This window comes from Coprobacter fastidiosus, from assembly GCF_982245605.1.
In genome coordinates this window covers 1-24,242 of the sequence record NZ_CEVCIF010000010.1, presented here as the reverse complement: position 1 = coordinate 24,242, position 24,242 = coordinate 1, and the positions used below count along the sequence as shown (strand labels likewise).

Genomic DNA, 24,242 nt, shown 5'->3' with positions numbered 1-24,242 from the left:
CTGTTTTTAGAATTTATATGGTATAAACATTTTTACAGACTGTTTGGTTTTGTCATCTCTTTTTTATCCTGTTATCGATATCTTGCTTTTTCCGTTGTTTATTTTTTCTACTTGTATTTGCACAGCGATGCGTTCGGTCATTTCTTGTACATGTGATATGACGCCGATTTTTCTTCCTCCTGTTTGTAACCGTTCAAGAGCATCCATTGCAATACGCAGGGTATCTATGTCGAGAGAACCGAATCCTTCGTCGATGAACAAGGATTCGACTTGCATGCGGTTCGAGGATACGGAAGACAAGCCTAAGGCAAGGGCCAAAGATATGAGAAAAGATTCTCCTCCTGATAGAGAGTGTACCGATCTTATTTCTCCTCCCATATCGAGGTCGGAGATTTGAAGCCCGAGTGTGTCCGGAATGCGTTGTAGTACATACCGTCTTGATAACTCTTGCAGATGTTTGTTTGCATAAGATAACAATATGTCGAGGGTATATCCCTGTGCGATTTTTTTGAATTTATCACCGCTTTGAGAACCTAATAATTCATTTAGTTTATTCCACTTTTCCGAAATAAGACTTAACCGATCGAGTTCATTTGTAAACTGTTTTACTTTTTCTGAATTTCGTTGGTGGGATTGTAACAATACGGAAATCTCGGTATTTCTTTGTTGATATGATTTTATATTGTTATTAATTTCTTCAATTTGTTTTATCAAAGATTCATCATGATTTGTGCTTATAACTCCCGGATTATTCGATTCGTGAGTTTTAAGTTTGTTTTCTCTTTCGATAAGTGTTGCTTTACAGATGCTTTCTCGACGAGAAAGGTCTGCTAATTGTTCTCGTTCACGGGTAATCCATTCCGGAGACCGGGATAAGAGTTCCGGCAAATCTTCTGACGAGAGACGGAAGGCCGAGGTACGATTAAAATCGGAAATCCATACCTTTATGTTTTGCTTTTCCGTTTCGATTTCTTGTAAAAGTCGGTTAAGTTCGAGTTTGTTTGCTGCGGATATACCGTTTAGATGCTCTTGTTTTCCGGCAATATCGTTTAATGTTTTTCGAGAATCTTCGAGTTGTTTTGAAACTTCTTGTTTTCGTTTCTCATAATTTGTTTGTATATCGTTTGCCAGCCGTCCTTCGAATAAACTTTTTCTTTCTTCGAGCAGTTGAGACAATCGGGAAGATTCTGAGAGTTGTTGTTGCTCCCTCTCTTTTCGGGTCTCTGCCAATCGTTTGATAAGATCGGTTTTTGCAGAGAGCTTTTCGTTCGATGTATTTTGTTTTTCTGATAAACGAGAAAGAGATTCTTGTTTTATTTGCCAAAAAGACGCAGTTTCTTTTAATAGTTTTCCCAGTGTTTCTTCTTGTAATAACTTTTCCCAATCAGGAAAAGTCTCGAAATATCCGGCAATATTTTCATGTGCATTTTTATACGATGTTTCGTAGTTCTGTATTAAAGTGCGGTATCGCTCGATAGAAATCGAGATTTGTCCGATTTCTTCCGAAAGAGAAGAGATCATTTTATCGGCATTTTCTTTGAGTTCTTCCAATTTTTCCGATTGTAAAGACTCTTCCGAAGTGTCGGTATTTTGTTTTATCGGATGGTGTATGCTCCCGCATACCGGGCACGGAGTGCCTTCGACAAGCCGTAAACGCCATTGAATGATTTCTTTGGGAAGATGTTTTTCCAGATTTTCGCGTTCTGTTCTTACTTGCGTTAATTTTTTCTCTTGCGCTTCGAGAGTTTTATTTAATGATATAAGTGTCTTTTCATTTGATAATTTCTGGTTGCGGGCGATCTCCGTTTCGTGGATTAAATTCAAAATCAAGCTTATGTGAGGGATTATATCTTTAAAGTGCTCGTGTTCGGTAAACCATTTCTTAATCTCTTTTATTTGAGTCTCGGTTGTAGATATATCCTTGTGCAGAGTTTCATATATTTGTTGTTCTGCGTCCAATTCTTTTGTAATCTTGTCTATATCAAACTTTAGAGTGTCGGTCTGTTTTTTCCCGTTCTCGATTCGTATATCCAGTTCACGAGCCCTTCTTAATTGAGGTTCTATAAGAATATAGGTATCTTCTATCTTTTTCAGTTGAGATTCGTTTTGCCTATAAACATCTTCTGCTGTTTTATATTTTTCTGAAATTTCGTTTCGTTGTTTTTGTAGCGTTTGATAGAGAACTTTGGCTTTAATATGTTGTTCTTCTGCTGTTTTTAGTTTCAGATAGTATTCTTTTATCGGTTGTATGCAGTCGATACGTTGCAGATAGTTGAAGCGGGGCTGAGCTTCAAGAAGTTCTTGTCGTATTTTTGTCAGATCGTTTTGTGCTTTTTCCTTTTCAAAGAAAAGTGTTTCTCGGTTTTTAATCCAATTCAATTTCTCTTCGATACTTTTTTGCTGTTTTTGCAAAAGAGAAAGAGATTCGATGATCGAGTTTTGCTCTGTTAAATATTGTTTTACGGTTTCTTCCGGCAGAAGTTCGATATCTTTGGTGCGGTTGTACATAGATTGCCATTTTTCTTCAGCATCTTTTGCACGCATGTATATTGTTTTCGATATACGGGAATAGATATCAGTTCCGGTAAGTTTTTCCAGCAATTCCGCTTTTTCGTTTTGTTTAGCTTTTAAAAAGGTAGAAAAATCATTTTGAGCTAATAGTACCGATCGAGTAAATTGTTCGAAATTCATGCCGAGCAGTTCTTGAATACGAGACAGAATCTCGGTTTTTGTACCTTGTATTTCTTCTTGATTATCGAGTCTGAATACCCGTATTTCGGCATTTTTTAATTTCCCGGTTATTTTATCTCTGGCGCGTGCCACCGACCAAGAACTACGGTAACAGAGACCGTTTAATGCCTTGAAATCTACCTCTGCATATCCATGTGTCGTACCTCTGCGCAAAATACTACGAGGATCTTTTTGTCCGATACTTTGTCCTTCGGTATCAGAAACCGATATACTGTCCGAACTGCCTTCGGTGCGGGGAGTTTTATCGAATAGAGCCAGACATAATGCATCGAGTAAAGTCGATTTGCCGGAGCCTGTAGCTCCGGTAATTGCGAATATTCCGGCTGAACATAATGGTTCGGTTGTAAAATCTATTGTAAATTCCCCGGCTAACGAGGCGAGGTTTTTTCCTCGTATGGCTAATATTTTCATGTTCTCAAATCTCCGTTTGTTCGATTGCTTCTTTTAACAAGCTTTCTATATCTGTGGGCATTTCTGATCCGTATTTCTTCAAAAAAGCCTCCTTTGCCATCTCTATAGGACTGATCTTCTTAAACTCGTCATAATTTATTATCCGTTGCTCGCCTGATCCGGAAACAACCGCCGATTTTCGCAAAATACGAGTAAGACGTACTTGCTTATTCTCCAGTGCTTGTTCTATTTTATAATTAAGAGACGGTTCAGGACCATCGACCGATACAAGCACCTCTATATAATTTTTTGAAGACGGGTCTATACTATCTATTGCCTGTAAAACTTTATCTATCGGTTCGGCTGTTTTGGGTATTGATTGCAGAGGAATCGGTGCATCGAAGATTTCTCGGTGTATATTTATAACTTTGTTTTTCTCTAATTCGATGACTTCGATACCGTGCTTATAATTTTTTTCAGCGAAAGACATCGGCAAAGGACTTCCGGCATAACGGACATTTTCTCGTTTCGAGACACGCTGTCCTTTGTGCAAATGGCCGAGAGCCGTGTAAGAAATGCCGGGGGCAAAGGCTTCGGGAGAAATGCACTCCAAACCGCCGATTACGGTACGTTCGCTCTGGTCGTCTTCTGAAATCTCAGATCCTGTGGCCTGCAAATGTCCCATAGCGATAATCATTTGGTCGTGCTCTGCATGCTTCAAAGCCTCGTTATATATGGCGTTATACAGATTTTTTACACCTTCTGCGTAACTGTCTGAAGGAGGATAATCTCCTTGTCTTATGTAGGGGACAGCCATACACCAGATGAGGATATTTCCCTCTTTATCATAAATGGGAACTAACAAATCTGAGTAGTCGATTCCGTCTTCATTTCTTTTTATAACACCTTTGATCGTGATGTTCATCGATTCCAATAAAGGCATGGGAGCTTCCAAGCGGGCAGCCGAGTCGTGGTTTCCCGATATGATTATGATTTGCAGTTGCGGATTTTCTTCAGTGGCCTTTCTCAGAAAATGGTAAAATAAACGTTGTGCCGAGGCCGGAGGATTAGGAGAATCGAAAACATCTCCGGCAATGAGCAGGGCATCGGCTTTTTCCCTTTTTATTACAGCACACAGCCATTCAAAAAACATTTGATGTTCGTTGTCTCGGTTATACCCGTAAAATGATTGTCCGATATGCCAGTCTGCCGTATGAATGAGTTTCATATATCGATTATGATCTTGATAGAACAAATGTACAAAACAAATTTGATTCATCCGTGTTTTTATAGCCTGACTGAATTACTTTATCGGAAAATTTAAACGGGATTTATTTGTCAGGAGTTTAATAGATATAGAAATATCTTTAAAGTTCTATATTTGTGATACATTGGTAGAATAGATGAAAGGAATTTTGAAAGAGGAAATTTCAAATCTCGTTATCGGATTTATTTTGTAAAAACTGTTAATAAAGCAGGTGAAATTATATCAAATACCGCAGTCATTAGATAACTTTGTAGAAAGTAGGACTGGATTGTTTCAAAATAAGTTTTACAGATGTTTTGAAACAATCTTTTTTTCGGCTTTTCTGTTAATTATATAGAGTTATTTTCTATGGATCAGAAAATTCCGGTAGTGTGAGATGTAAGTTAAAAAACTAAATGATAATGAAGAAATTATTTTCGCTGTTGTTTCTTTTGTGTGTGAGTGTTATAAGTTATGCCCAAATTATCGAGGCGGTACATTGGCGTTTTTCTGTAAAGGATATTTCCGATTCTGAAAAAGAGCTTGTATTTACTGCCAATATGGATGACGGATGGCATCTTTATGGAATGAATATTCCGGATGGAGGACCTGCGGCAACAACATTTTCATTCGATGAGATACATGGTGCGGTCTTAGATGGCGGGGTAACCTCGTCGTCTCGTCTGATAAAAAAATATGATAAACAGTTCGAAATGGAACTCAGTTGGTATGAAAAGCAGGCCGTATTTATTCAGAAAATAAAATTGACAGCACCGACATTTTCTATAACGGGTAATGTGAGGGCAATGGCTTGTAATGACCAGAGTTGTCTTCCTCCGACGACTGAGGAGTTTACTTTTACGGGAAAAGGTACTCCTGCAGAAGCAACGAAGCCGGAGTCTTTACAAAAAGAAAATATAAAATCAACATTTGAACCGGAACAAAAGAGCGGAATTTTGAAAGCCGATACACTTATGGCTGCCCGGGTTGTTGCTGTCGATTCTGCTACTGTTCACACAAAGAATTCGGAAAACGATTTGTGGACTCCGGTAATAGATGAGCTCAATGCTTTTGGCGAGAATGGCGGAACTGCCGAAAGATCGCTTCTGATTATTTTCTTTTTGGGATTCGGCGGAGGTTTGCTTGCCTTGCTTACTCCCTGCGTGTGGCCTATGATCCCGATGACTGTAAGTTTTTTCTTGAAACGTACGAAAGATCGTAAAAAATCGATAAGGGATGCTGTTATGTACGGTATTGCCATTATCGTTATTTATGTAGTGTTAGGTTTGATTATTACGGCTATTTTCGGGGCGAGTGCTTTGAATAATTTAGCGACGAATGCAATATTCAATATTATATTCTTTGCATTGTTGGTACTGTTTGCCATATCATTTTTCGGAGCGTTCGAATTAACATTGCCGGCTTCATGGACTACAAAGCTGGATAGTAAAGCCGATGCAACTACCGGTATTTTGAGTATCTCTTTTATGGCATTTACTTTGGTTTTGGTATCTTTCTCTTGTACCGGTCCTATTATCGGTACGCTTTTGGTTCAGGCGGCATCGATGGGTGAAATTGCCGGACCTGCGATCGGAATGTTGGGATTTGCAGTAGCATTATCTATTCCCTTCTCTTTGTTTGCCATATTCCCTTCTATGCTCAAGTCGATGCCTAAATCGGGAGGTTGGTTGAATTCTGTAAAAGTGGTATTAGGCTTCTTAGAACTGGCTTTGGCTTTAAAATTCTTGTCTGTTGCCGATTTGGCTTATGGCTGGCATATCCTTGACAGAGAGGTATTCGTGACTTTATGGATTATTATTTTTACTTTATTGGGATTTTATTTACTCGGTAAAATTAAATTTTCTCATGACAGTGATATAAAATATGTCTCTGTACCACGCCTTTTTATGGCAATTATTTCTTTCGCATTTGCTATTTATATGATTCCCGGCTTATGGGGAGCACCTTTGAAAGCGATCAGCGCATTTACTCCTCCGTTGAATACACAAGATTTTAATCTTTATAAGGATGAAGTACATGCCAAATTTACGGATTATGATGAGGGCATGGCATATGCCAAGAAAGTTAATAAACCGGTTATGATCGATTTTTCCGGATTCGGTTGTGTGAATTGCCGGAAAATGGAGGCTGCTGTATGGACTGATCCGGCCGTAAAAGCGATGATCGATAATGATTATGTGTTGATTACTTTAATGGTAGATGACAAGACTCCGTTATCTGAACCGGTAAAAATAGAAGAGTATGGAAAGATGCGTACGCTTCGTACGGTAGGGGATCGTTGGAGTTATTTGCAACGGTCGAAATTCGGTGCTAATGCACAACCGTTTTATGTTTTATTGGATACCGATGGTTATCCTATAGCTCCTCCGTATTCTTATAATGAGGATATTTCCGCTTATTTGAATTTCTTAAAAGGAGGAATCGAAACTTTCGAGAATAGAATCAAGTAATGATACTTGATCTTTATCGGTCTGAAATCCGCATTTTTTATAAGATGCGGATTTTTCATTATAGATTAGAACCTGTCGTCTAAATTTTATTCGGGTCAGGTCTGATAGTTTTTGAGGAAACGTTTTTTTTGTCTTTACGAGAGAGAGCAGGCTATCTGACAAGTGAAAACGTAAAAATGGCCTGGTAATATTTATTTATCGGAAAATTCAGACAACCTCTTAAATGTAGTCAAATAATCTTAATCCCGTGAAACTTTTGCATGCCGCCTTGTTATCCCAATGTATTACAAATGCTAAATCGAAAAGACGATGAATTTGAAATCTATTGGGATAGTTACAATATTATTATTTTCGGTCATGGGAATATTTTTCTCGTGTGATGATGACGATAAAAAAATCGTTTATAATAATTTGCCGGTCGAGAGCCGACATTTTATAGAGAATTATTTCTCCGGGGTAGATGTGGCTTCTGTTGAGAAAGAGGACGGAGAGCCTCATTATAAAGTGGAGCTTGCAAACGGTTTTGTATTGCGATTTTACAGGAATGGCGGATGGCAAGAAGTAGATGGAAATGGCGTTGAAATTCCAGGACCTGTCTTGTATGATCTGTTACCGGGAGCTATTTTGACGTATGTCGCCCAAGAATATCCGGATGCTTCTATTGTTGAGATCAGCCAGCATAGTTATGGCTATGAGGTAAATCTTGAAACCCAACCGGAGGTGAAATTGAAATTTAATCGTGATGGAGGAATTATCACAGAAATTGTAGACTGATTGATAAATAGATGATTAAACTCGGAAACATCACTTAAAATATAGAGAGATGTTTCCGGGTTGTTTTTGTATTATTTCTTTTCGTAAATAACAAAGGAATAAGGATAAGAATGTTTTTCGTCTGCCGGATGATCTTCCCGAAAAACCTCTTTCCATTTATTAGGATCTATGACCGGGAAAAATGTATCGGCATTTTCAAACTTATGATGAATCTCCGTAATATACAATTTGTCGGCCATTTCGATAGTTTGTTTGTATATCATGGCTCCTCCGATGATAAAAACTTCATCTTGCGATTCGCATAGATTCAGTGCATCTTCTATAGAAGAACAAGCAAAGGCATTATCATAAAATGATTCGGGAATAGAAGTAAGAACCAAATTTTTGCGATTAGGTAATGCCCCGTCAGGAAGGGATTCGAATGTACGGCGTCCCATGATAACGGCATGATTTACGGTCAAGTCCTTAAACCGTTTCAGATCGTTGGGCATATGACACAAAAGCTCTTTATTTTTGCCGATAGCCATATCTTCAGCTACTGCGGCGATTAAAGAAATTGTTGGCATAATATTATCTGTATTAGGTTATTATTAAATAGTTTTGCCGAAACTTATACCGCAACCTCTCCTTTTATATGAGGATGCGGATCGTATCCGGTAAGTGTAAAATCTTCATATTTGAATCCGAATATATCCTTTACATTCGGATTTATTTCTATTTGAGGTAATGGACGAGGTGCCCGGGTCAATTGTAATTTTACCTGTTCGATATGATTACTATAGATATGGGCATCTCCCAATGTATGAACAAAATCTCCGGCTTTTAATCCGGTAACTTGTGCCATCATTTTTAATAACAAAGCGTATGATGCAATGTTGAACGGAACACCTAAAAAGATGTCGGCACTACGTTGGTAGAGTTGCAGACTTAAACGTCCGTTTGCTACATAAAATTGGAAAAACGCATGACATGGAGGTAAATTCATCTGAGGAAGATCTGCGACATTCCATGCACTTACGATTATCCTGCGAGAATCGGGATTGTGTTTGATTGTTTCCACAGCTTCGGTTATCTGATCTATATGGCCACCGTTATAATCAGGCCATGATCGCCATTGATAACCGTATATATGTCCCAAATCACCGTTTTCATCGGCCCATTCATTCCATATCCTTACTCCATTATCTTGAAGATATTTGACATTTGTATCACCTTTAAGAAACCATAGAAGTTCGTATATAATCGATTTCAAATGCAGTTTTTTTGTTGTCAATAGCGGAAAACCATCTTCCATATTGAATCGCATTTGGTGTCCGAATACACTAATCGTACCTGTCCCGGTACGGTCTTCCTTATGAGTTCCTTCCTGCAATACACGTTGTAAAAGATCTAAATATTGCTTCATGTTCGGTAGTTAATAGGAGTACAAAAATAGTAATTCTATGTCAATTATTATATAGAAAAGAAATATATTTGGGAGGGTTAACATTTAATTTGTAGTACCGGTTTATTTTTATGAGTCGCTTTATACGGCTTTTATCGACATGACTATCTTCCTGTTGGGGTGTTATCGAATTTTCATCGATCCGATTTCTATAGGCTTTTTTATAGTTTTTAATCATAAATGTTAAATTATGCTGTTTTATTTGTGTTTAATGGTACTATGTATTACATGGTACTTTATATTTTATATATTTGTGGAGTAGAATAAGAGGTAGATTTGAGTCTGTTAAAATTTTGTACAGATATTTTTTTGACTAAAAATTATTATTTGCAACCTTTAGATCTGTAATATACGTCTAAGATTAAAATTATATAGAATATTTGACTATGATACGCCTTGAGCAAATTCACAAAACTTACCATAATGGTTCTCCATTACATGTACTGAAAGGTGTCGATTTGGAGATCGGCAAGGGGGAGTTGGTTTCGATAATGGGGGCATCCGGATCTGGAAAGTCCACTCTGTTGAATATATTAGGTATCTTGGATGATTATGACTCGGGTAATTATTATTTGAATGATGTGCTTATTAAGAATTTATCGGAGACTAAAGCTGCTGAATATCGCAATCGAATGATCGGATTTGTTTTTCAATCATTCAATTTGATATCTTTTAAAAATGCAATGGAGAATGTTGCTCTTCCTCTATATTATCAAAATGTATCACGTAAAAAAAGAAATATGCAGGCAATGGAATATCTCGAAAAAATGGGACTTAAAGAACATGCTTTGCATCTGCCTTCGGAATTATCCGGAGGTCAGAAACAGCGGATTGCCATAGCAAGGGCACTGATTGCCCGTCCGCAGATTATATTGGCTGATGAGCCGACCGGAGCGTTGGACAGTAAGACGAGCCAGGAGGTTATGGATCTGTTGAAAGAAGTGAATAGAGAAGGAATGACTTTGGTTGTCGTAACTCATGAGAGAGATATTGCCACTCAGACGAATAAGATCGTTCATATCAAAGATGGGATTATCGGTTCGGTCGAAATTTTAAGATAAAACGAGTATGTGGAACATTGTTCAAGAAATATGGGGAGCTTTACGTAATAATAAATTACGAACATTCTTGACCGGATTTTCTGTTGCTTGGGGCATTTTTATGCTTATTCTGTTATTGGGGGCAGGTAACGGGCTGAAGAACGGGGTGCAGAGTAAATTTTCATGGCGTGCAAAGAATGCCGTAGCATTATGGACGGGAAAGACTTATCTTCCGTATAAAGGTATGCCTAAAAACAGACAAGTAAGTTTCCGTCCTGAAGATGTTTCCGAGTTTCGTAAACTTCACCCGGAGGTTACCCGTTTTACAGCCGTTCTTGATCGTTGGGGAGATACTTTGTCGGTAGGAAAAGAATCTATGTTTAATTTGATAAAGGCTGTTTCTCCCGAATATCCATCTATTCGTAATGTAGAGATTGTAGCGGGAGGAGGGCGTTTTATTAATGAAGCTGATATGAAAATGGCTCGTAAAGTAGCTGTAATTCACGAGCGTACGGCCGAGACGTTATTTAAATCCAAACCGGCTATAGGACAGCAGATCAAAGCCGGAAATATCGTCTATAAAGTTGTCGGCATTTATACGGAAGAACTTATGCAGAGTTCGCCAGATGTATTTATTCCGTTATCGACTGCCGGGAAAATTTATTTTCCTGACGAAAAATATAAGAGCTTGGAGATGTTGGTCGAGGGTGTAAACTCGTTAGAGGAAAATGCTGCTTTTGAACGAGGGATGCGGGAAACGTTGGGCCAGCTCGGAGATTTTTCTCCGGACGATAGGAATGCTTTGTATGTCAGTAATACGATATCGAATTATTTGCAGACACAGGGAATATTTAACGGAATCCAGATTTTTGTTTGGATTATCGGCATCGGAACTCTTATCGCCGGGATTGTAGGGGTTAGTAATATTATGTTGATCTCGGTAAAAGAGCGGACTCGGGAATTAGGAATCCGAAAAGCATTAGGTGCTACTCCAGCTTCGATTTTGAGACTGGTCGTGATTGAATCGGTGTTTGTAACACTTTTTTTCGGCTATTTGGGAATGATTGCAGGAATCAGTTTGACGGAAGGTGTGAATGCTTTGTTGGTTGGAGGAGGAATGAATAAGGATATGATATTTCAGAACCCTACGGTAGATCTTTCGATAGCTGTTTCTGCTACGTTGGTTCTTGTTGTGTCCGGAGTTCTTGCCGGATATTTTCCGGCTCGGAAAGCCGTACGGGTAAAACCGATAGAAGCATTGCGGAGTGAATGATTAAGTTTTGAAGTTATGTTTGATAAAGATAGATGGCAGGAAATATGGCTTACGATCACGCGGAATAAAATCCGTAGTCTTTTGACTGCATTTGGGGTGTTTTGGGGGATATTTATGTTAGTTCTCATGTCAGGATCGGGAAACGGGCTTGAAGAAGGGATAATTTCCGGGGTGAAAGATTTTCCGAAAAATTCTTGTTATTTCTTCTCTGAGAGGACCTCTAAAGCTTATGCCGGTTTTGCAAAAGGGCGTAATTGGTCTATACATACGTCGGATGTGGAGGTGCTGAGGGGGCGTTTTCCCGAAATAGAGCGAATATCTGCTATTATGTTTGAGTGGAATGAGAAAAATACGTTGCGAAATAATAAATATGGGGCTTATATGGTAAAAGGGCTTTCTCCTGATTACCTTTTTATAGAACCCCAACGTATGCTTTATGGGCGCTATATAAATGAAGTGGATATTAGGGAGAGGCGAAAAGTCTGCGTAATAGGGGAACAGGTGTATCAAGAGATGTTTATGCCGGGAGAGAATCCGTTAGGAAAGTTGTTACAGATAAATGGAGTGGCTTATCGGGTAGTAGGTGTGAATATTCCGGTAACGAAAATACAGATCGGAGGCCGTTCCGAAGCATCTATTATTTTACCGTTTAGTACTATGCAGCAGAGTTATAATAGAGGGGACAAGATAGACTGTGTAGCATTATCTGTAAATGAAAAGTTTTCGGTTTCTGCTTTAGAGGAAGAAATGAAAAATGTCGTTAAGAAGCATAATCGAATCTCTCCTGACGATTTGCAAGCCGTCGGCAGTATAAATGTTGAGAAAGAATTTAAAATGTTTTACTCTTTATTCGGTGGGATAAATATTCTGATTTGGATTGTAGGAATAGGGACATTGTTGGCTGGGGCGGTAGGTGTGAGTAATATTATGTTGGTGACCGTACGGGAACGGACTAAAGAGATCGGTATCCGTCGGGCATTGGGAGCTTGTCCTCGTTCTATATTGATGCAAATTATGTCCGAAAGTCTCATCTTGACATTGCTGGCCGGTTTTTTCGGTTTGTTTATGGGGGTAGCTCTTCTATATGTGGTGGATATATTTATGCAAAACATGTTGCAATCCGGAGAACAGATATTTTTTGCTCCACCTCAAATTTCTTTTGCAACAGCGGTTTCGGCATCGATAGTCTTGATCGTTATCGGTTTGTTGGCGGGATGCCTGCCTGCATGGAGAGCTTTACAGATAAAAGCAATAGATGCGATACGGGAAGAATAAATAAGAAAAATAATAATATAGATTATGAAAAGATATGTAAGGTTTTTTTTACTGTTGGTATTTGCAGTAATGCTTGTGGGAACGTTTGTATTTTTATGGAAAAAGTCCCGTCCTGAGATAACTGTATATGAAGTAGTTGCTCCTCAGAAAAGGACGATAGAGAAAAAAACAATAGCTACCGGAAAAGTAGAGCCACGTGATGAAGTCTTGATTAAGCCTCAGATTTCGGGTATTGTGTCTGCGGTTTATAAAGAAGCTGGTCAGATGGTGAAAGCCGGTGATGTAATTGCTTTGGTGAAGGTGATTCCGGAAATGGGAACATTGAATGCTGCAGAGTCTCGGGTTAATGTCGCTCAGATCAATTTCGGTCAGACTCAACGGGACTTTGACCGGGCTCAAAATTTATTTCGTTCCGGTGTGATCTCAAAAGAGGAGTTTGAAAAAAGCCAGTTGGAAAATAACCGGGCGAAAGAAGAGTTACAGAATGCTCAGGATAATCTGGAAATTGTAAGAGATGGGATTTCCAGGCGTTCGGCACAGTATAGCAATACTCAGATTCGTTCCACCATCGATGGGATGATTCTCGATGTTCCGGTAAAAGTAGGTAACTCTGTGATACAATCAAACAATTTTAATGACGGTACTACGATAGCTTCTATTGCAAATATGAATGATATGATTTTCAAAGGTAAAATAGACGAAACCGAAGTCGGTCAACTTCATGAGGGCATGCCGATCAAGCTTACTGTCGGTGCACTCAGAGATGCTTGTTTTGATGCAGTTCTGGAGTACATATCACCGAAAAGCACAGAGGAGAACGGGACAGTCTTGTTCGAAATTAAAGCAGCGGCTTCGATTCCTGATACCGTATTTGTTCGTGCCGGATATAGTGCGAATGCTGAAATTATTCTGGATAGGAGAGAAAACGTGCTCACGATACCGGAAAGTGCGGTGGAGTTTCATGGGGATTCTACTTTTGTGCAACTGGTGCAGGATAGTATAAGCCGTCCTCAGGTATTTGTGCAAAAACCGATAAAAACCGGATTGTCGGATGGAATATCGATAGAGGTAATTTCGGGAGTGAAAGCGGGAGATTTTATTCGGGGAAATAGAATTATAAAGAAATGAAATGATGGATATTCGTAAAATAGCCGTAATAAGTTTGGGCATAACATCATGCTGTTTTTCGCTTGTAGCACAAGAAAAATGGTCGCTGTCGCAATGTATCGATTATGCCGTACAAAATAATATTCAGGTAAAGCAAAAACAACTGGAAAAAGAAAATAGTGAAATACGGTTGAATACAACTCGAATGAGTCGTTTACCTGATTTGACCGGAAGTGCCGGACAAGATTTTTACTTCGGACGGAGTCCTTCACGTACAGGAGTTTATGAAGACCAATCTCAATCTTCAACATCATTTCGCATATCATCGTCACTCCCTGTATTTACAGGATTTAAGATACAGAGTGAGATCGGTTCGGCCCGGTTCGACTTGAAAGCTGCCGTAGAAGAGTTGAATAAGGCGAAAGAAGATGTTGCCTTGAATGTAACATCTTATTATTTACAGGCCCTTTTTAATAAAGAGATATTATGTATTGCGCAAAAACAACTGGAAATTAGTCGTTTGCAATTGAAAAAAATCGAAAAAATGGTGGAGCAAGGACGGAGTTCCGAGGCATCTTTGTATGAAAGCCGGGCTTTAGTTGCAGAAGATGAAATGAATGTGACCCAATCGGAAAATAATCTGCTTTTATCTTTAGTCGATCTTTCCCAATTACTGAATTTAGAAAAGGCAGAGGGTTTTGATATTGAAGAACCCGATATGAACTCGGTCACTTTACAACAAACAGCATCTTTGGTTTCCCCGAAGGATGCATTTAAGTTTTCTGTAGAAAATCGTCCCGGTATAAAGTCTGCTTTGTATGCTTTAGAGAGCAGTCGTTTTGGGTTGAAACAAGCACGTTCGGGATATTATCCTACACTTTCTTTCGGAGCGTCTTACGGGACGAGCTATTATCATGCTTATAAGGGGGGAGATGAAAATAACTGGACTTTTGCCGAACAGATGCGTAATAATGGGAGTGAAACGCTCGGTTTTACATTATCTGTCCCGCTTTTTAATCGTTTGGTAACCCGCAATCAAGTAAAGCAAGCCCGATTGCAAATACGATTGCAAGAATTGGCATTGGATAATGCTCGTCAGCAACTTTATAAAGAAATAGAACAGGCATATTATGCCGCGGTCGCCGCGCATAAAAAGTATATTTCTTCTCAAAAATCGGTGGATGCGGCCCGTATCTCATTCGAGTATGAGCAGAAAAAGTATGATGCCGGAAAATCAACGGTTTTTGAATATAGCGATGCAAAAAATAAATATGAGAAAAGTCTGTCCGAACAAGTTCAAGCGCGTTATGATTTTTTATTCCGTTCAAAAGTTTTAGATTTCTATAATGGGAAGCCTTTAGCTTTTTAATTAACGGTTGTTTGTCTTCCGGATGTCGTATGCAAGCGCATTCGGAGACAATGGCGACTTGACGGTATATGTTAATGAAGGATGATGGCGAAAATCAGTAACCTTCTCTGTATTTTCCTTCGGTGCTGTCGTCTATGATACTCAGATAGCTTGCATATCGGGATTCGCTGATCCTATGTTGTTCTACTGCCGCAAGTACGGCGCAACCCGGTTCATGGCGATGTGTGCAGTTGTTAAAACGGCAATCATGGGAAATTTTAAATATTTCGGGGAAAAAATGAGCGACCTCTTCCGGTTCAAAATCGATAGTACCAAAACCTTTTACTCCCGGAGTATCGATAATATATCCTCCTTCGGGCAATGGGAACATTTCAGAAAATGTTGTAGTGTGCATTCCTTTATGGTGTGATGTCGATACATTTCCCGTCTTTAGGTTTAATCCCGGAAGGATAGTATTGATCAGAGTGGATTTTCCAACACCCGAGTTACCGGACAGTAAAGTGATTTTTCCTTTTAGAAGAGATTTGATCTCCTCGATGCCTTTTCCCGTCAATGCCGATACCTTAAAACAATCATATCCGATAGTGTCATAAAGATGGATCAAAGCATTCATGTATTCTGTATCGTCCTCGTTGTAACTGTCTGTTTTATTGATGACAATTTTTACCGGGATTCGATATGCTTCGGCAGTAGCGAGAAAACGATCTATAAAAATCGTATGGGTAGTAGGATTGCTGACTGTGATAATTAACAAGGCTTGATCGATATTGGCCGCCAGTATGTGAGACTCTTTGGAAAGGTTTGACGATTTTCGTATAATATAATTTTCTCGCGGTTCTATTTTCGAGATAAAGGCCGTCCCCTCTTTATTATTTTCTATTTCTACCCGGTCTCCAACCGCAATGGGATTGGTACTGCGGATTCCTTTTAAACGGAAATTACCTTTTATTTTACATTTGATCTCTTTCCCATCATCCGTTTTTACGATATACCAACTACCGGTGTTTTTTATTACGAGTCCGTGTTCCATATTAATTTGATAAAACTATATCCTTGTCCGGGTAATTTTAAAAAAGAAAAACTAAAAGCAAAACAAACCGTTCTGACTTTTAGTTCTTCCAATATGTTTTATGCTGTTCAAAAAATTCTTTTTACAACGAAAATAAATGTGAGATTCAGGTTATACGGTTAAAATCTCTTTTTCTTTTGCATTGAAAATATCGTCTATCTTTTTAATGTATTTATCGTGAATTTTCTGAACACTGGCTTCTCCGTCTTTTTCAACATCTTCGGGCATTCCGGCTTTAATAGCTTTTTTCAACCCATCGATAGCATCTCGGCGTGCATTTCGTACACTTACTTTTGCGTTTTCAGCTTCTTGCTTTGCTTGTTTGACTAAAGCTTTACGTCTCTCTTCTGTCAATGGGGGTAATCCTAAACGGATAATTTCACCGTTGTTCTCGGGAGTAATGCCCACTTCGGAATTTTGAATAGCTTTTTCGATCTCTTTGAACATCGATTTTTCCCACGGTTGTATGGCGATGGTTTTAGCATCGGGAGTGGTAATAGTGGCTACATTACTGATAGGTACCATACTGCCGTAGTATTCTACCCGTACCGGGTCAAGAATGCGGGCACTGGCTTTTCCTGCACGGATTGTAGCCAGAGCTTCATCTAAAAACTCAACACTCATCGCCATTTTTTCTTCAGCGGCATCCAGATATGTTTTTACGTCTGTCATAGTGGTTTTATATACGATGGTTTATAAAATTCGGTTTTCAGTAGGAATAAACGGTTTCGATCTTATTTAACCGATATGTTAATGTATTATCGAAACGATAATTTATTTTTTTATGGAACAAATATAAAATAGTTTCGGCAAATCTCAAAACGTTTCTCGGATTAATAGACTAACGTGCCTATATTCTCGCCGGTGAGGACTTTTTTCAAGTTACCGTTGGTGTCCATATCGAATACGATGATCGGAAGTCGGTTTTCTTTGCAAAGCGTTGTTGCCGTCAGGTCCATTACTTTAAGTCCTCGTGTATAGATTTCATCATAACTGATTTTATCGAATTTTACGGCTGTTTTATCTTTTTCGGGGTCGGCAGTATAAATACCATCGACACGAGTACCTTTTAGCATTACGTCGGCCTCTATCTCTATGCCTCTCAAAGCCGACCCCGTATCGGTAGTGAAATACGGGTTGCCCGTACCGCCCGAGATAATAGCGATTTCACCTCGTTTCATGGCATCTATCGCTTTCCATTTGCTATAATGTTCACCTATGGGGAACATATTAGTTGCGGTGAATACGTGAGCTTTTTGTCCCAGAGAATCTAATGCCGAACTGAGGGCGAGACTGTTGATTACGGTAGCGAGCATACCCATTTGGTCGCCTTTAACACGATCGAATCCTTTGGCTGCACCGCTCAATCCCCTGAAAATATTTCCACCTCCGATTACGATGCCGATTTCGATACCCAGCCCGGCGATTTCTTTAATTTGTTCGGCATATTCGTTCAGCCGTTTTTCGTCTATACCGTACTGTTTTTCTCCCATAAGCGACTCACCGCTCAATTTTAGTAATATACGTTTGTACTTGATATCCATATTTTTGATTTTATGATTGAGGAAATTCTTATTCCCTGTTTTGTTGTTTCCTTGCCAAATTTAAACATTTTAAATGAACGGGGATAAACTCCTGTTCAAAAAAGAGAAATATATACTTCCTTTTTTATTAAATTTGCAACATAAGAGCCTGTTACTTTGTTTCGAAAATTATAGATGAGGAAGATTATTATCATATTATTTTTGAGTGTGGTGTATTCGCTTCAGGGGGCGATTATTAATGAGAAATTGTATCGTAAAGCAGAGACTCATTTTGAGAATCGGGAATGGAGCGAGGCGCTTTCTATGTATAATATTTTGTTGATCGAGAATCCGAAAGAGGTAAAATTATATGTATCTTCTGTTGTGGCGGCATCTTACAAGGAAGCTCCCCAGTCGGTAATGCATTATGTCGAATTATCGGAGCGTAACGGTGTGTCTTTAGATTCTTTGTTCATCGGGGTGAATGCTTTGACTATGGCTCACCGAAAATCTAAGATATATGAGAATATGCTATTGTTGATTAAGAAAGAACAACCTTGGCTGAAAAAATTGATCAATACTTATCTATTACGTTTTTATCGTTTTAGAAATGATGCGCCTCGTATAGTAGAGATTTCGGACGAACTTTTAGAGATGTTTCCGGATGATGAAAGACTTCTTAAACTCAAAGGGGATGCTTTACTTGAACAGGGAGAAGAGCTACAATCTTTTGACTGTTATAAACGGATATATCAAAAAGATTCGACTAATCGGGATGCTCTGATCTTTCTGGGCAATTTTATGTATAATCGGGGAATAGAACAATTAAAGGAGTTGGAAATGCACTATGACAGTCTGATGTCTCCTACACGAATGCAATATGCTTCTTATGAATGGGAGAAAAACAGAATTCTGGATACCGATTTTCGAGAAGCCGCATCTTATCTTGAGAAAGCCGATAAACAATATACTACCCCTTATCTGCGTAAGACTCTGTATTCTATTTATACACGTTTGGCAGAAATAGGAAAAGCAGAGATGATTTTGGACGAGTCTAAATCACGAAAGAAATCTCCTTAAATGCAAAAGTATGGATAGAGCCGTTCTCTTTTTTCAGTATCAACTGTCCGTTAGGTTCTATTCCTTCGATCGAAGCGTTGAATATTTCTTCCCCATATAAATAGGGATATACTCCTTTGTTGCGAAAAAGTAACGCCATATATTTTTGTCTTATTTCTTCTTCGTTATCGGGAGTGTATTTGTTGTATTCGTCGACAATACTGTCGAGAATTTTCTCAAGGAGTTCAGAGAGGTTATGTTCTTTACCTGTGATTTGGGTAAGTGATACCGGATTCGGGGCATCTGATTTGAAATGTCTCTGGTTTATGTTGATTCCGATTCCTATTATAGCATTACTGAGGGATGAGCCGGTAAGATCGACCTCGATCAGCATCCCGGCTATTTTTTTTTCTTTCCAGTAAATATCATTCGGCCATTTTATGGTAAAATGCCGATCATATTTTTTTAGAACACCAACAATTGCTATGGAAATGAGTTGAGACAGAATGAACTGTTTTCCCGGCGGAATATGGTTTGGATGAAGTAGAATGCTGAATGTTAAATTTTTACCCCGTTCAGACTCCCAACTATTGCCCTTTTGTCCACGTCCGGCAGTTTGGTAATCGGTGATTACGACTGTACCTTCGGGTTGCTCTTTTTCTCTCATGATCAATTCTCTTAAATAAGAATTGGTCGAATGGGTTTCATTCAGATGTATAAAAGTTTCGTTCATATTTTTATCTTTTGTCTTTCTGCTATTTTAGAGCCTGTCGTCTAAATTTCCCGTTTTTTTGAGTTGTTCGAATAATTTTTCCCGTTTGATCTTAGGCAGTTTTTTTACGACTTCGGTATATGAGTGAAGCATCCATTCTTTCATTTGTTCCTCTTTCGCTTTATCATAGACGATCGTATTCCAGTATTTTTTATTAGCGTGATATCCGGGCATTACATAGCTATATTGTTCCCGTAGTTCGATTGCCAGATCAGGATCACATTTTACATTTGCCCAATGTTGTTCGGCTTCGAGACTCGTATAAAGAAACATTTTTCCTGCGACTTTAAAGACCAAAGTAGTTTCGTCAAACGGAAAACACTCTGTCGTTTCGGGAAGACTTAAGCAAAATTCACATATTTGTTCTATATCCATATTGTTTTAAGTTTTATAGTAACGGAGGATAAAAAGCATCCGGAATATGTTCGATTTCATATTCGTTTTCTTTTTTAACGATAGAAATAATATCGAACCGGACTTCGAACGGGAGATCGTATTTTTGTATATATGTGTCTGTCGCGTCTATGATATGTCGTATCTTTCGGGTGTTTACCGCATCTTCCGGATGCCCGAATAAATCGGAACTTCGAGTTTTTACTTCAACAACGATCAGTGTCTGATCCTTATATGCGACAATATCCAGTTCGAGTTTTCCGTTTTTCCAATTAATATCCCGGATTATATAACCTCTGGCAATGAGATATTCTGCGGCTAGTTCTTCTCCTGTCTTTCCTGTTTGGTTATGTTTTGCCATAATCGGAAATTTTGAAAATGAATCTGTTTACGAAAATACGCCTTTCCGGTGAATTACGCAAAATGCATCTCAACGCTTTTTATTTTTTGTTTAAAAAAACAGAGGAAGATAACTCTTATTCTCTTTTAAATGCTATATTTGTGAATAGAAGGATTTATTAATTAAAAACTGACGATAATGGATTCAAAACGATTTCAATTGCCGATAGCCGGATTATTGATTGCTATTGGGCTTTATTTGTTAGGGTGGACATTAAGTCATGCTTTGACGGAAATTAAGGATAGGGACAGAGTTGTTACGGTTAAAGGATTGGCGGAAAAGGAAGTTCCTGCCGATAAGGTGATCTGGCCTTTGGCATTTAAAGAAATCGGTAATGATATGATTTCGATGTATGATGAATTGAACCGTAAAAATCAGATTATTGTAACTTTTCTGAAAAATAACGGAATAACCGATAACGAAATATCATTGTCTGCACCTCAGATTATCGATATGAAAGCTGAAAGATATTCGAATACTCAGTCACCTTACCGTTATAACATTACATCGGTGATAACCGTTACTTCGGGACAGATTGATCGGGTGCGTAAATTAATGGATAAACAGGCCGATTTATTAAAATTGGGGGTTGCTATTACAGGCGGAGAATATCAATATAGCCCACAATTTTTCTTTACAAAATTGAATGAAATAAAACCTGGAATGATAGAAGAGGCAACTAAAAATGCCCGTTCTTCGGCCGAAAAATTTGCAAAGGATTCTGATAGTGAATTAGGTAAAATAAAGCGTGCCAATCAAGGACAATTCATTATCGAGGACAGGGATGTAAATACTCCGTATATAAAAAGCGTACGTGTTGTGACGACTGTCGATTATTATCTTGAAGATTGAAAACTCAATGGAAGAAAACCGGGATGAATATTTTATGCGTCAGGCTCTGTTTGAGGCGAAAGAAGCTTATGACAGAGATGAAATTCCTGTCGGTGTGGTGATTGTTTATAAAGATCGTATAATAGCCAGAGGTCATAATCTGACAGAAACTCTGAACGATGTTACGGCTCATGCCGAGATGCAGGCGATTACTTCGGCGGCAGGTGTATTGGGTGGTAAATATTTGATAGGGTGTACTGTATATGTGACTTTAGAACCTTGTATCATGTGTGCGGGAGCATTGGGCTGGTCGCAAATTTCTCGGATTGTTTACGGAGCAGCCGATGATAAGCGCGGATTTCAAAAATTTGCCCCGAAGGCTTTGCATCCTAAGACCGAGATTCAGGGAGGTGTTTTGCAAGAAGATTGCGCGCGATTGATGCAAGACTTCTTTAGAAATAAGAGGTAGATAGAATAGAGATAATAAATGGTAGTTGATAATATAGATTATAGCAAAAATTTGAAAACGTACAGGAGAATATGGAAAACACTCGAGTAAAAGTAGAATTGGAGATAAAACCGGAAATAGCCCTTTTATTAGGCATGGTATTGCATGGGGGTACATACGGTTACAATGTGGTTAGTAAGTTATTGACGCCCAAAAGTCTGAAAGATCTTCACGACATCGGTCAGAGTATTATAGATCAGGTAGAGTCGGAGCGTGATATGGCTACATACGAAAAAGAATTGTTGACACGTCTCAATCCGGAAGAATTGGCTTTTTTCAAAGAGCTCCGAAGTGCTGAATCGAAAAAATAAAGTCAGTGGCAGTTATTGTACGTAAATAAGTAAAGAAGATAGTGCTCAGAAACGTATCTGCATACTTTCTTTAGCAATGATGGTATGTGGAAAAATTTCTTGGGCTTCTTGCAAAAAAATAGAGTCGTCTTGATAACGGGCCGAGAAATGTCCTAATATTAATTTCTTGACTTGTGCTTTTTGTGCAAGGGTGGCGGCTTGTACTGCTGTTGAGTGAAAGGTCTCTTTTGCTCGGGCTTTGTTATCTTCTGCGAATGTCGCTTCATGATATAACAAGTCTACTCCCTCAATCAAGGGAATAAGTTTTTCTTGATAAATAGTATCAGAGCAATAGGCGTATCGGGAAACCGGATCAGCAGGTCGGCTTAATCGTTCATTAGGGATAATCAACCCTTCAGACGTAATAAAATCTTCACCTTGTTTTATTTTGGCAAGTTCTCTGATAGGGATATTGTAAAATTGTATCATATCGCGGATTAGATGTCTTTCTTTTTCTTTTTCTTCAAATAAGAATCCGCATGTCGGTATCCGGTGACGTAAAGGTAAGGTGGAAACTTTTAATGCTTTATCTTCGTAGATCATTTCATTTTGATTCGTAGATATGGCATTAAAACGAACGTTAAATGGTAAGTCCCGGCAAAAATAATCCAATTGAGGTCTGAACACGCGTTCTGCATCCGAATGTGCATGAATAATCAGTTCGGATGTGCGTCCCAATATACCTAAGGTGGAGATCAGTCCTATCAATCCGAAGCAGTGGTCTCCATGTAAATGCGAAATGAAAAGATGTTGTAATCTGGTAAATTTTATTTTGTTTCTTCTGTATTGTAATTGAGCTCCCTCTCCGCAGTCTATCATAAAAAGACGTTCTCTGTGATTTAGAATCTGAGAACTTGGGTAGTGGCGAGTTGTAGGCATGGCTGATCCGCATCCTAAAATAGTTAGTTCGAAGTTTTCCATAATATATAATTAGGATTTAATTATTCCAAAAACGTTTCGGAAAGAGTTCGGATGCCGGTTTCCGCCGTTTGTGTAAACAAATATATAAATTCTGGCCGAGAAAATATCGAATTTTATTCAGAGTTTTTGTAAAGACTTGAAAAACTTATTTTTGACAATTAGAGTTATTTGCCTCTGGTTGGTTAATATCGTTTTCAGTCTCTTTCCTGCATTCGATTGTTGCATTGCGATGATACCCATGTCGAGTATAGGATTCTATAAAGATAAGTTCTTTATACCATTCGCCCATTTTGTTTTTTTTAGGCTGTAGTTTAAAGTGGGCTCTTACAAAAATATTATTATCATTAATGATCTTTCTAAACCATTTGGAATCCATAACGATTACCTTTTGTCCGCTTTCATTTCTTACTTTTTCCTTATGTTGTTTATATTCGTTGATAGTATTATTAATGTTATTAATAGTGCCTGTTGGTATGATAATCGTTTCTACTTTTGCATGTTTTTTGAGAGCGAGATATATCATAAGTTTATTTATTAAAGTTCCATATATTTGTTCTCGTTTTTCTTTATCACCGGAGAAAAGCTGATTATCATCTATTAGGGTTGGACATGTGTAAATTTTCCGACTATTATTTTCTGTGGATTCTGCATAAAAATATATGCATAATTTACTTTGTCCCCTGTCTTCTTTAAATACCCAAATATATAATTTGTTTTCTCCAAAACCGTATATGATAGTTCCGCAATCTTTGGAGAGAAGAATACCACAGGTGTTATCGTTGTAGAATTCCTGAAAAAGCTCATGGTCAATATTGAGAAATGATTTTGCGCTTTTCTCCATCATTTTTTCAAATGAGGGCATTAATAGTTCCGGCAAGCCCCAATCTGGATTGTTTTGACGTACCTTTGCGAGGTGATTCATGCCATTGTATAGATATCCGAAATGTATTTTGTTTTCTGTTATTGGTGTACCTATGCTATACTCGTCGATAACATTTTTTTTATCCAATAACCATGATATTATAGCTTGTTTACGAATTACCATAATTTGATATATGTTTTTTATTTATACTTGTATTCTTTTATATTAAATATAAAGTTAGGAATATAATTTAGGAAAAGAAGAAGTAAGTAATAGTGTGCTTTTATGTGTGTTAGAAGTTTGTCGCACGTATATAGGATTTTATCTGAGCAGAGCTAATAAATGCTGATTATTGAATATAAAAGAAGGTGTCTAAAAAGGATGCCTTCTTTTTTTGTTATGCTGCCCGTTTAT

Annotated in this window: 23 protein-coding genes; 11 read left to right on the top strand and 12 right to left on the bottom strand. The window is 38.3% G+C overall.

Features of this window, described 5'->3' with window-relative positions; genetic code table 11:
* Nucleotides 1–63: 63 nt before the first annotated feature.
* Both AC0UMU_RS04190 and AC0UMU_RS04185 read right to left on the bottom strand, forming a co-directional pair.
* Nucleotides 64–3,162 (bottom strand): AAA family ATPase, encoded by a 3,099-nt coding sequence (locus AC0UMU_RS04190; RefSeq protein WP_288641020.1) that lies wholly within the window; start codon nt 3,160–3,162, stop codon nt 64–66.
* 4 nt (nt 3,163–3,166) lie between these two features.
* Complete coding sequence (locus tag AC0UMU_RS04185; RefSeq protein WP_472300385.1) at nt 3,167–4,369, bottom strand: exonuclease SbcCD subunit D; 1,203 nt, start codon at nt 4,367–4,369, stop codon at nt 3,167–3,169.
* Nucleotides 4,370–4,809: 440 nt separating this feature from the next.
* Between AC0UMU_RS04185 and AC0UMU_RS04180 the strand changes: the two genes are divergently transcribed.
* Nucleotides 4,810–6,858, top strand: a complete 2,049-nt coding sequence (locus tag AC0UMU_RS04180) for a protein-disulfide reductase DsbD family protein (protein ID WP_022391289.1) — start codon at nt 4,810–4,812, stop codon at nt 6,856–6,858.
* Nucleotides 6,859–7,167: 309 nt separating this feature from the next.
* Nucleotides 7,168–7,632 (top strand): PepSY-like domain-containing protein, encoded by a 465-nt coding sequence (locus AC0UMU_RS04175; protein WP_009317805.1) that lies wholly within the window; start codon nt 7,168–7,170, stop codon nt 7,630–7,632.
* A gap of 71 nt (nt 7,633–7,703) precedes the next feature.
* On the opposite strand, the gene AC0UMU_RS04170 is transcribed toward AC0UMU_RS04175, so the two are convergent.
* Entirely contained in the window at nt 7,704–8,198 is a 495-nt protein-coding gene (locus tag AC0UMU_RS04170) for a dihydrofolate reductase (protein WP_009317804.1), read from the bottom strand.
* Nucleotides 8,199–8,242: 44 nt separating this feature from the next.
* A complete protein-coding gene (locus AC0UMU_RS04165) occupies nt 8,243–9,037 on the bottom strand; it encodes a thymidylate synthase (RefSeq protein ID WP_288641028.1) in 795 nt (264 codons plus the stop codon).
* A 425-nt stretch (nt 9,038–9,462) separates the two neighbouring features.
* Between AC0UMU_RS04165 and AC0UMU_RS04160 the strand changes: the two genes are divergently transcribed.
* Genes AC0UMU_RS04160 through AC0UMU_RS04140 form a run of 5 tightly spaced genes read left to right on the top strand, consistent with a single transcriptional unit; the run spans nt 9,463 to nt 15,140 of the window.
* On the top strand, nt 9,463–10,137 hold the full coding sequence (locus AC0UMU_RS04160; RefSeq protein WP_009317800.1) for an ABC transporter ATP-binding protein: 675 nt from the start codon (nt 9,463–9,465) through the stop codon (nt 10,135–10,137).
* 7 nt (nt 10,138–10,144) lie between these two features.
* A complete protein-coding gene (locus tag AC0UMU_RS04155; RefSeq protein WP_009317799.1) occupies nt 10,145–11,389 on the top strand; it encodes an ABC transporter permease in 1,245 nt (414 codons plus the stop codon).
* Nucleotides 11,390–11,404: 15 nt separating this feature from the next.
* A complete protein-coding gene (locus AC0UMU_RS04150; protein WP_270214309.1) occupies nt 11,405–12,664 on the top strand; it encodes an ABC transporter permease in 1,260 nt (419 codons plus the stop codon).
* A 24-nt stretch (nt 12,665–12,688) separates the two neighbouring features.
* Complete coding sequence (locus AC0UMU_RS04145) at nt 12,689–13,792, top strand: efflux RND transporter periplasmic adaptor subunit (RefSeq protein ID WP_122304048.1); 1,104 nt, start codon at nt 12,689–12,691, stop codon at nt 13,790–13,792.
* A 1-nt stretch (nt 13,793) separates the two neighbouring features.
* Nucleotides 13,794–15,140 (top strand): TolC family protein, encoded by a 1,347-nt coding sequence (locus AC0UMU_RS04140; RefSeq protein ID WP_039927889.1) that lies wholly within the window; start codon nt 13,794–13,796, stop codon nt 15,138–15,140.
* Nucleotides 15,141–15,234: 94 nt separating this feature from the next.
* Here AC0UMU_RS04140 and rsgA read toward each other — a convergent pair whose 3' ends face one another.
* The 3 genes from rsgA to pyrH all read right to left on the bottom strand — a co-directional run bounded on the left by rsgA (nt 15,235) and on the right by pyrH (nt 17,753).
* Nucleotides 15,235–16,170: a ribosome small subunit-dependent GTPase A gene (rsgA, locus tag AC0UMU_RS04135; RefSeq protein WP_022391291.1), complete on the bottom strand. Its 936-nt coding sequence runs from the start codon at nt 16,168–16,170 to the stop codon at nt 15,235–15,237.
* A 150-nt stretch (nt 16,171–16,320) separates the two neighbouring features.
* Complete coding sequence (frr, locus tag AC0UMU_RS04130; RefSeq protein ID WP_009317794.1) at nt 16,321–16,881, bottom strand: ribosome recycling factor; 561 nt, start codon at nt 16,879–16,881, stop codon at nt 16,321–16,323.
* Between the two features lie 161 nt (nt 16,882–17,042).
* Nucleotides 17,043–17,753, bottom strand: coding sequence for a UMP kinase (gene pyrH / locus AC0UMU_RS04125; protein WP_009317793.1), 711 nt, complete (start codon nt 17,751–17,753; stop codon nt 17,043–17,045).
* Between the two features lie 174 nt (nt 17,754–17,927).
* Here pyrH and AC0UMU_RS04120 point away from each other — a divergent pair, with 174 nt between their 5' ends.
* Nucleotides 17,928–18,812, top strand: a complete 885-nt coding sequence (locus AC0UMU_RS04120; protein WP_009317792.1) for a tetratricopeptide repeat protein — start codon at nt 17,928–17,930, stop codon at nt 18,810–18,812.
* Here the strand turns inward: AC0UMU_RS04120 and AC0UMU_RS04115 are convergent.
* From AC0UMU_RS04115 to AC0UMU_RS04105, 3 genes are read right to left on the bottom strand one after another with little or no spacing between them, the layout of a single operon-like run.
* Nucleotides 18,787–19,524, bottom strand: a complete 738-nt coding sequence (locus AC0UMU_RS04115; RefSeq protein WP_122304049.1) for a biotin--[acetyl-CoA-carboxylase] ligase — start codon at nt 19,522–19,524, stop codon at nt 18,787–18,789. The two genes, AC0UMU_RS04120 and AC0UMU_RS04115, sit on opposite strands and share 26 nt — an antisense overlap.
* A 27-nt stretch (nt 19,525–19,551) precedes the next feature.
* A complete protein-coding gene (locus tag AC0UMU_RS04110) occupies nt 19,552–19,938 on the bottom strand; it encodes an MmcQ/YjbR family DNA-binding protein (protein WP_009317789.1) in 387 nt (128 codons plus the stop codon).
* A 13-nt stretch (nt 19,939–19,951) separates the two neighbouring features.
* Nucleotides 19,952–20,317, bottom strand: a complete 366-nt coding sequence (locus AC0UMU_RS04105; RefSeq protein ID WP_009317788.1) for a YraN family protein — start codon at nt 20,315–20,317, stop codon at nt 19,952–19,954.
* A 177-nt stretch (nt 20,318–20,494) separates the two neighbouring features.
* Here AC0UMU_RS04105 and AC0UMU_RS04100 point away from each other — a divergent pair, with 177 nt between their 5' ends.
* The 3 genes from AC0UMU_RS04100 (at nt 20,495) to AC0UMU_RS04090 (ending at nt 22,006) form a co-directional block, all read left to right on the top strand.
* Entirely contained in the window at nt 20,495–21,208 is a 714-nt protein-coding gene (locus AC0UMU_RS04100; RefSeq protein ID WP_009317786.1) for an SIMPL domain-containing protein, read from the top strand.
* Between the two features lie 7 nt (nt 21,209–21,215).
* A complete protein-coding gene (locus AC0UMU_RS04095) occupies nt 21,216–21,656 on the top strand; it encodes a nucleoside deaminase (protein WP_009317785.1) in 441 nt (146 codons plus the stop codon).
* A gap of 71 nt (nt 21,657–21,727) precedes the next feature.
* On the top strand, nt 21,728–22,006 hold the full coding sequence (locus AC0UMU_RS04090) for a hypothetical protein (RefSeq protein WP_009317784.1): 279 nt from the start codon (nt 21,728–21,730) through the stop codon (nt 22,004–22,006).
* 45 nt (nt 22,007–22,051) lie between these two features.
* Here AC0UMU_RS04090 and AC0UMU_RS04085 read toward each other — a convergent pair whose 3' ends face one another.
* Both AC0UMU_RS04085 and AC0UMU_RS04080 read right to left on the bottom strand, forming a co-directional pair.
* Nucleotides 22,052–22,966, bottom strand: a complete 915-nt coding sequence (locus tag AC0UMU_RS04085; protein ID WP_009317783.1) for a ribonuclease Z — start codon at nt 22,964–22,966, stop codon at nt 22,052–22,054.
* Between the two features lie 145 nt (nt 22,967–23,111).
* Nucleotides 23,112–24,011, bottom strand: a complete 900-nt coding sequence (locus tag AC0UMU_RS04080) for a hypothetical protein (RefSeq protein ID WP_009317782.1) — start codon at nt 24,009–24,011, stop codon at nt 23,112–23,114.
* Nucleotides 24,012–24,242: the final 231 nt, after the last annotated feature.

Coding starts and splice junctions, on each gene's coding strand:
- AC0UMU_RS04085 (WP_009317783.1), bottom strand. CDS start 22,966: ATGGAAAACTTCGAACTAACTATTTTAGGATGCGGATCAGCCATGCCT.
- AC0UMU_RS04095 (WP_009317785.1), top strand. CDS start 21,216: ATGGAAGAAAACCGGGATGAATATTTTATGCGTCAGGCTCTGTTTGAG.
- AC0UMU_RS04140 (WP_039927889.1), top strand. CDS start 13,794: ATGATGGATATTCGTAAAATAGCCGTAATAAGTTTGGGCATAACATCA.
- AC0UMU_RS04145 (WP_122304048.1), top strand. CDS start 12,689: ATGAAAAGATATGTAAGGTTTTTTTTACTGTTGGTATTTGCAGTAATG.
- AC0UMU_RS04165 (WP_288641028.1), bottom strand. CDS start 9,037: ATGAAGCAATATTTAGATCTTTTACAACGTGTATTGCAGGAAGGAACT.
- AC0UMU_RS04080 (WP_009317782.1), bottom strand. CDS start 24,011: ATGGTAATTCGTAAACAAGCTATAATATCATGGTTATTGGATAAAAAA.
- AC0UMU_RS04100 (WP_009317786.1), top strand. CDS start 20,495: ATGGATTCAAAACGATTTCAATTGCCGATAGCCGGATTATTGATTGCT.
- AC0UMU_RS04190 (WP_288641020.1), bottom strand. CDS start 3,162: ATGAAAATATTAGCCATACGAGGAAAAAACCTCGCCTCGTTAGCCGGG.
- AC0UMU_RS04175 (WP_009317805.1), top strand. CDS start 7,168: ATGAATTTGAAATCTATTGGGATAGTTACAATATTATTATTTTCGGTC.
- AC0UMU_RS04160 (WP_009317800.1), top strand. CDS start 9,463: ATGATACGCCTTGAGCAAATTCACAAAACTTACCATAATGGTTCTCCA.
- AC0UMU_RS04105 (WP_009317788.1), bottom strand. CDS start 20,317: ATGGCAAAACATAACCAAACAGGAAAGACAGGAGAAGAACTAGCCGCA.
- AC0UMU_RS04185 (WP_472300385.1), bottom strand. CDS start 4,369: ATGAAACTCATTCATACGGCAGACTGGCATATCGGACAATCATTTTAC.
- AC0UMU_RS04120 (WP_009317792.1), top strand. CDS start 17,928: ATGAGGAAGATTATTATCATATTATTTTTGAGTGTGGTGTATTCGCTT.
- AC0UMU_RS04115 (WP_122304049.1), bottom strand. CDS start 19,524: ATGAACGAAACTTTTATACATCTGAATGAAACCCATTCGACCAATTCT.
- pyrH (WP_009317793.1), bottom strand. CDS start 17,753: ATGGATATCAAGTACAAACGTATATTACTAAAATTGAGCGGTGAGTCG.
- AC0UMU_RS04090 (WP_009317784.1), top strand. CDS start 21,728: ATGGAAAACACTCGAGTAAAAGTAGAATTGGAGATAAAACCGGAAATA.
- AC0UMU_RS04170 (WP_009317804.1), bottom strand. CDS start 8,198: ATGCCAACAATTTCTTTAATCGCCGCAGTAGCTGAAGATATGGCTATC.
- AC0UMU_RS04180 (WP_022391289.1), top strand. CDS start 4,810: ATGAAGAAATTATTTTCGCTGTTGTTTCTTTTGTGTGTGAGTGTTATA.
- rsgA (WP_022391291.1), bottom strand. CDS start 16,170: ATGGAACACGGACTCGTAATAAAAAACACCGGTAGTTGGTATATCGTA.
- AC0UMU_RS04110 (WP_009317789.1), bottom strand. CDS start 19,938: ATGGATATAGAACAAATATGTGAATTTTGCTTAAGTCTTCCCGAAACG.
- AC0UMU_RS04150 (WP_270214309.1), top strand. CDS start 11,405: ATGTTTGATAAAGATAGATGGCAGGAAATATGGCTTACGATCACGCGG.
- AC0UMU_RS04155 (WP_009317799.1), top strand. CDS start 10,145: ATGTGGAACATTGTTCAAGAAATATGGGGAGCTTTACGTAATAATAAA.
- frr (WP_009317794.1), bottom strand. CDS start 16,881: ATGACAGACGTAAAAACATATCTGGATGCCGCTGAAGAAAAAATGGCG.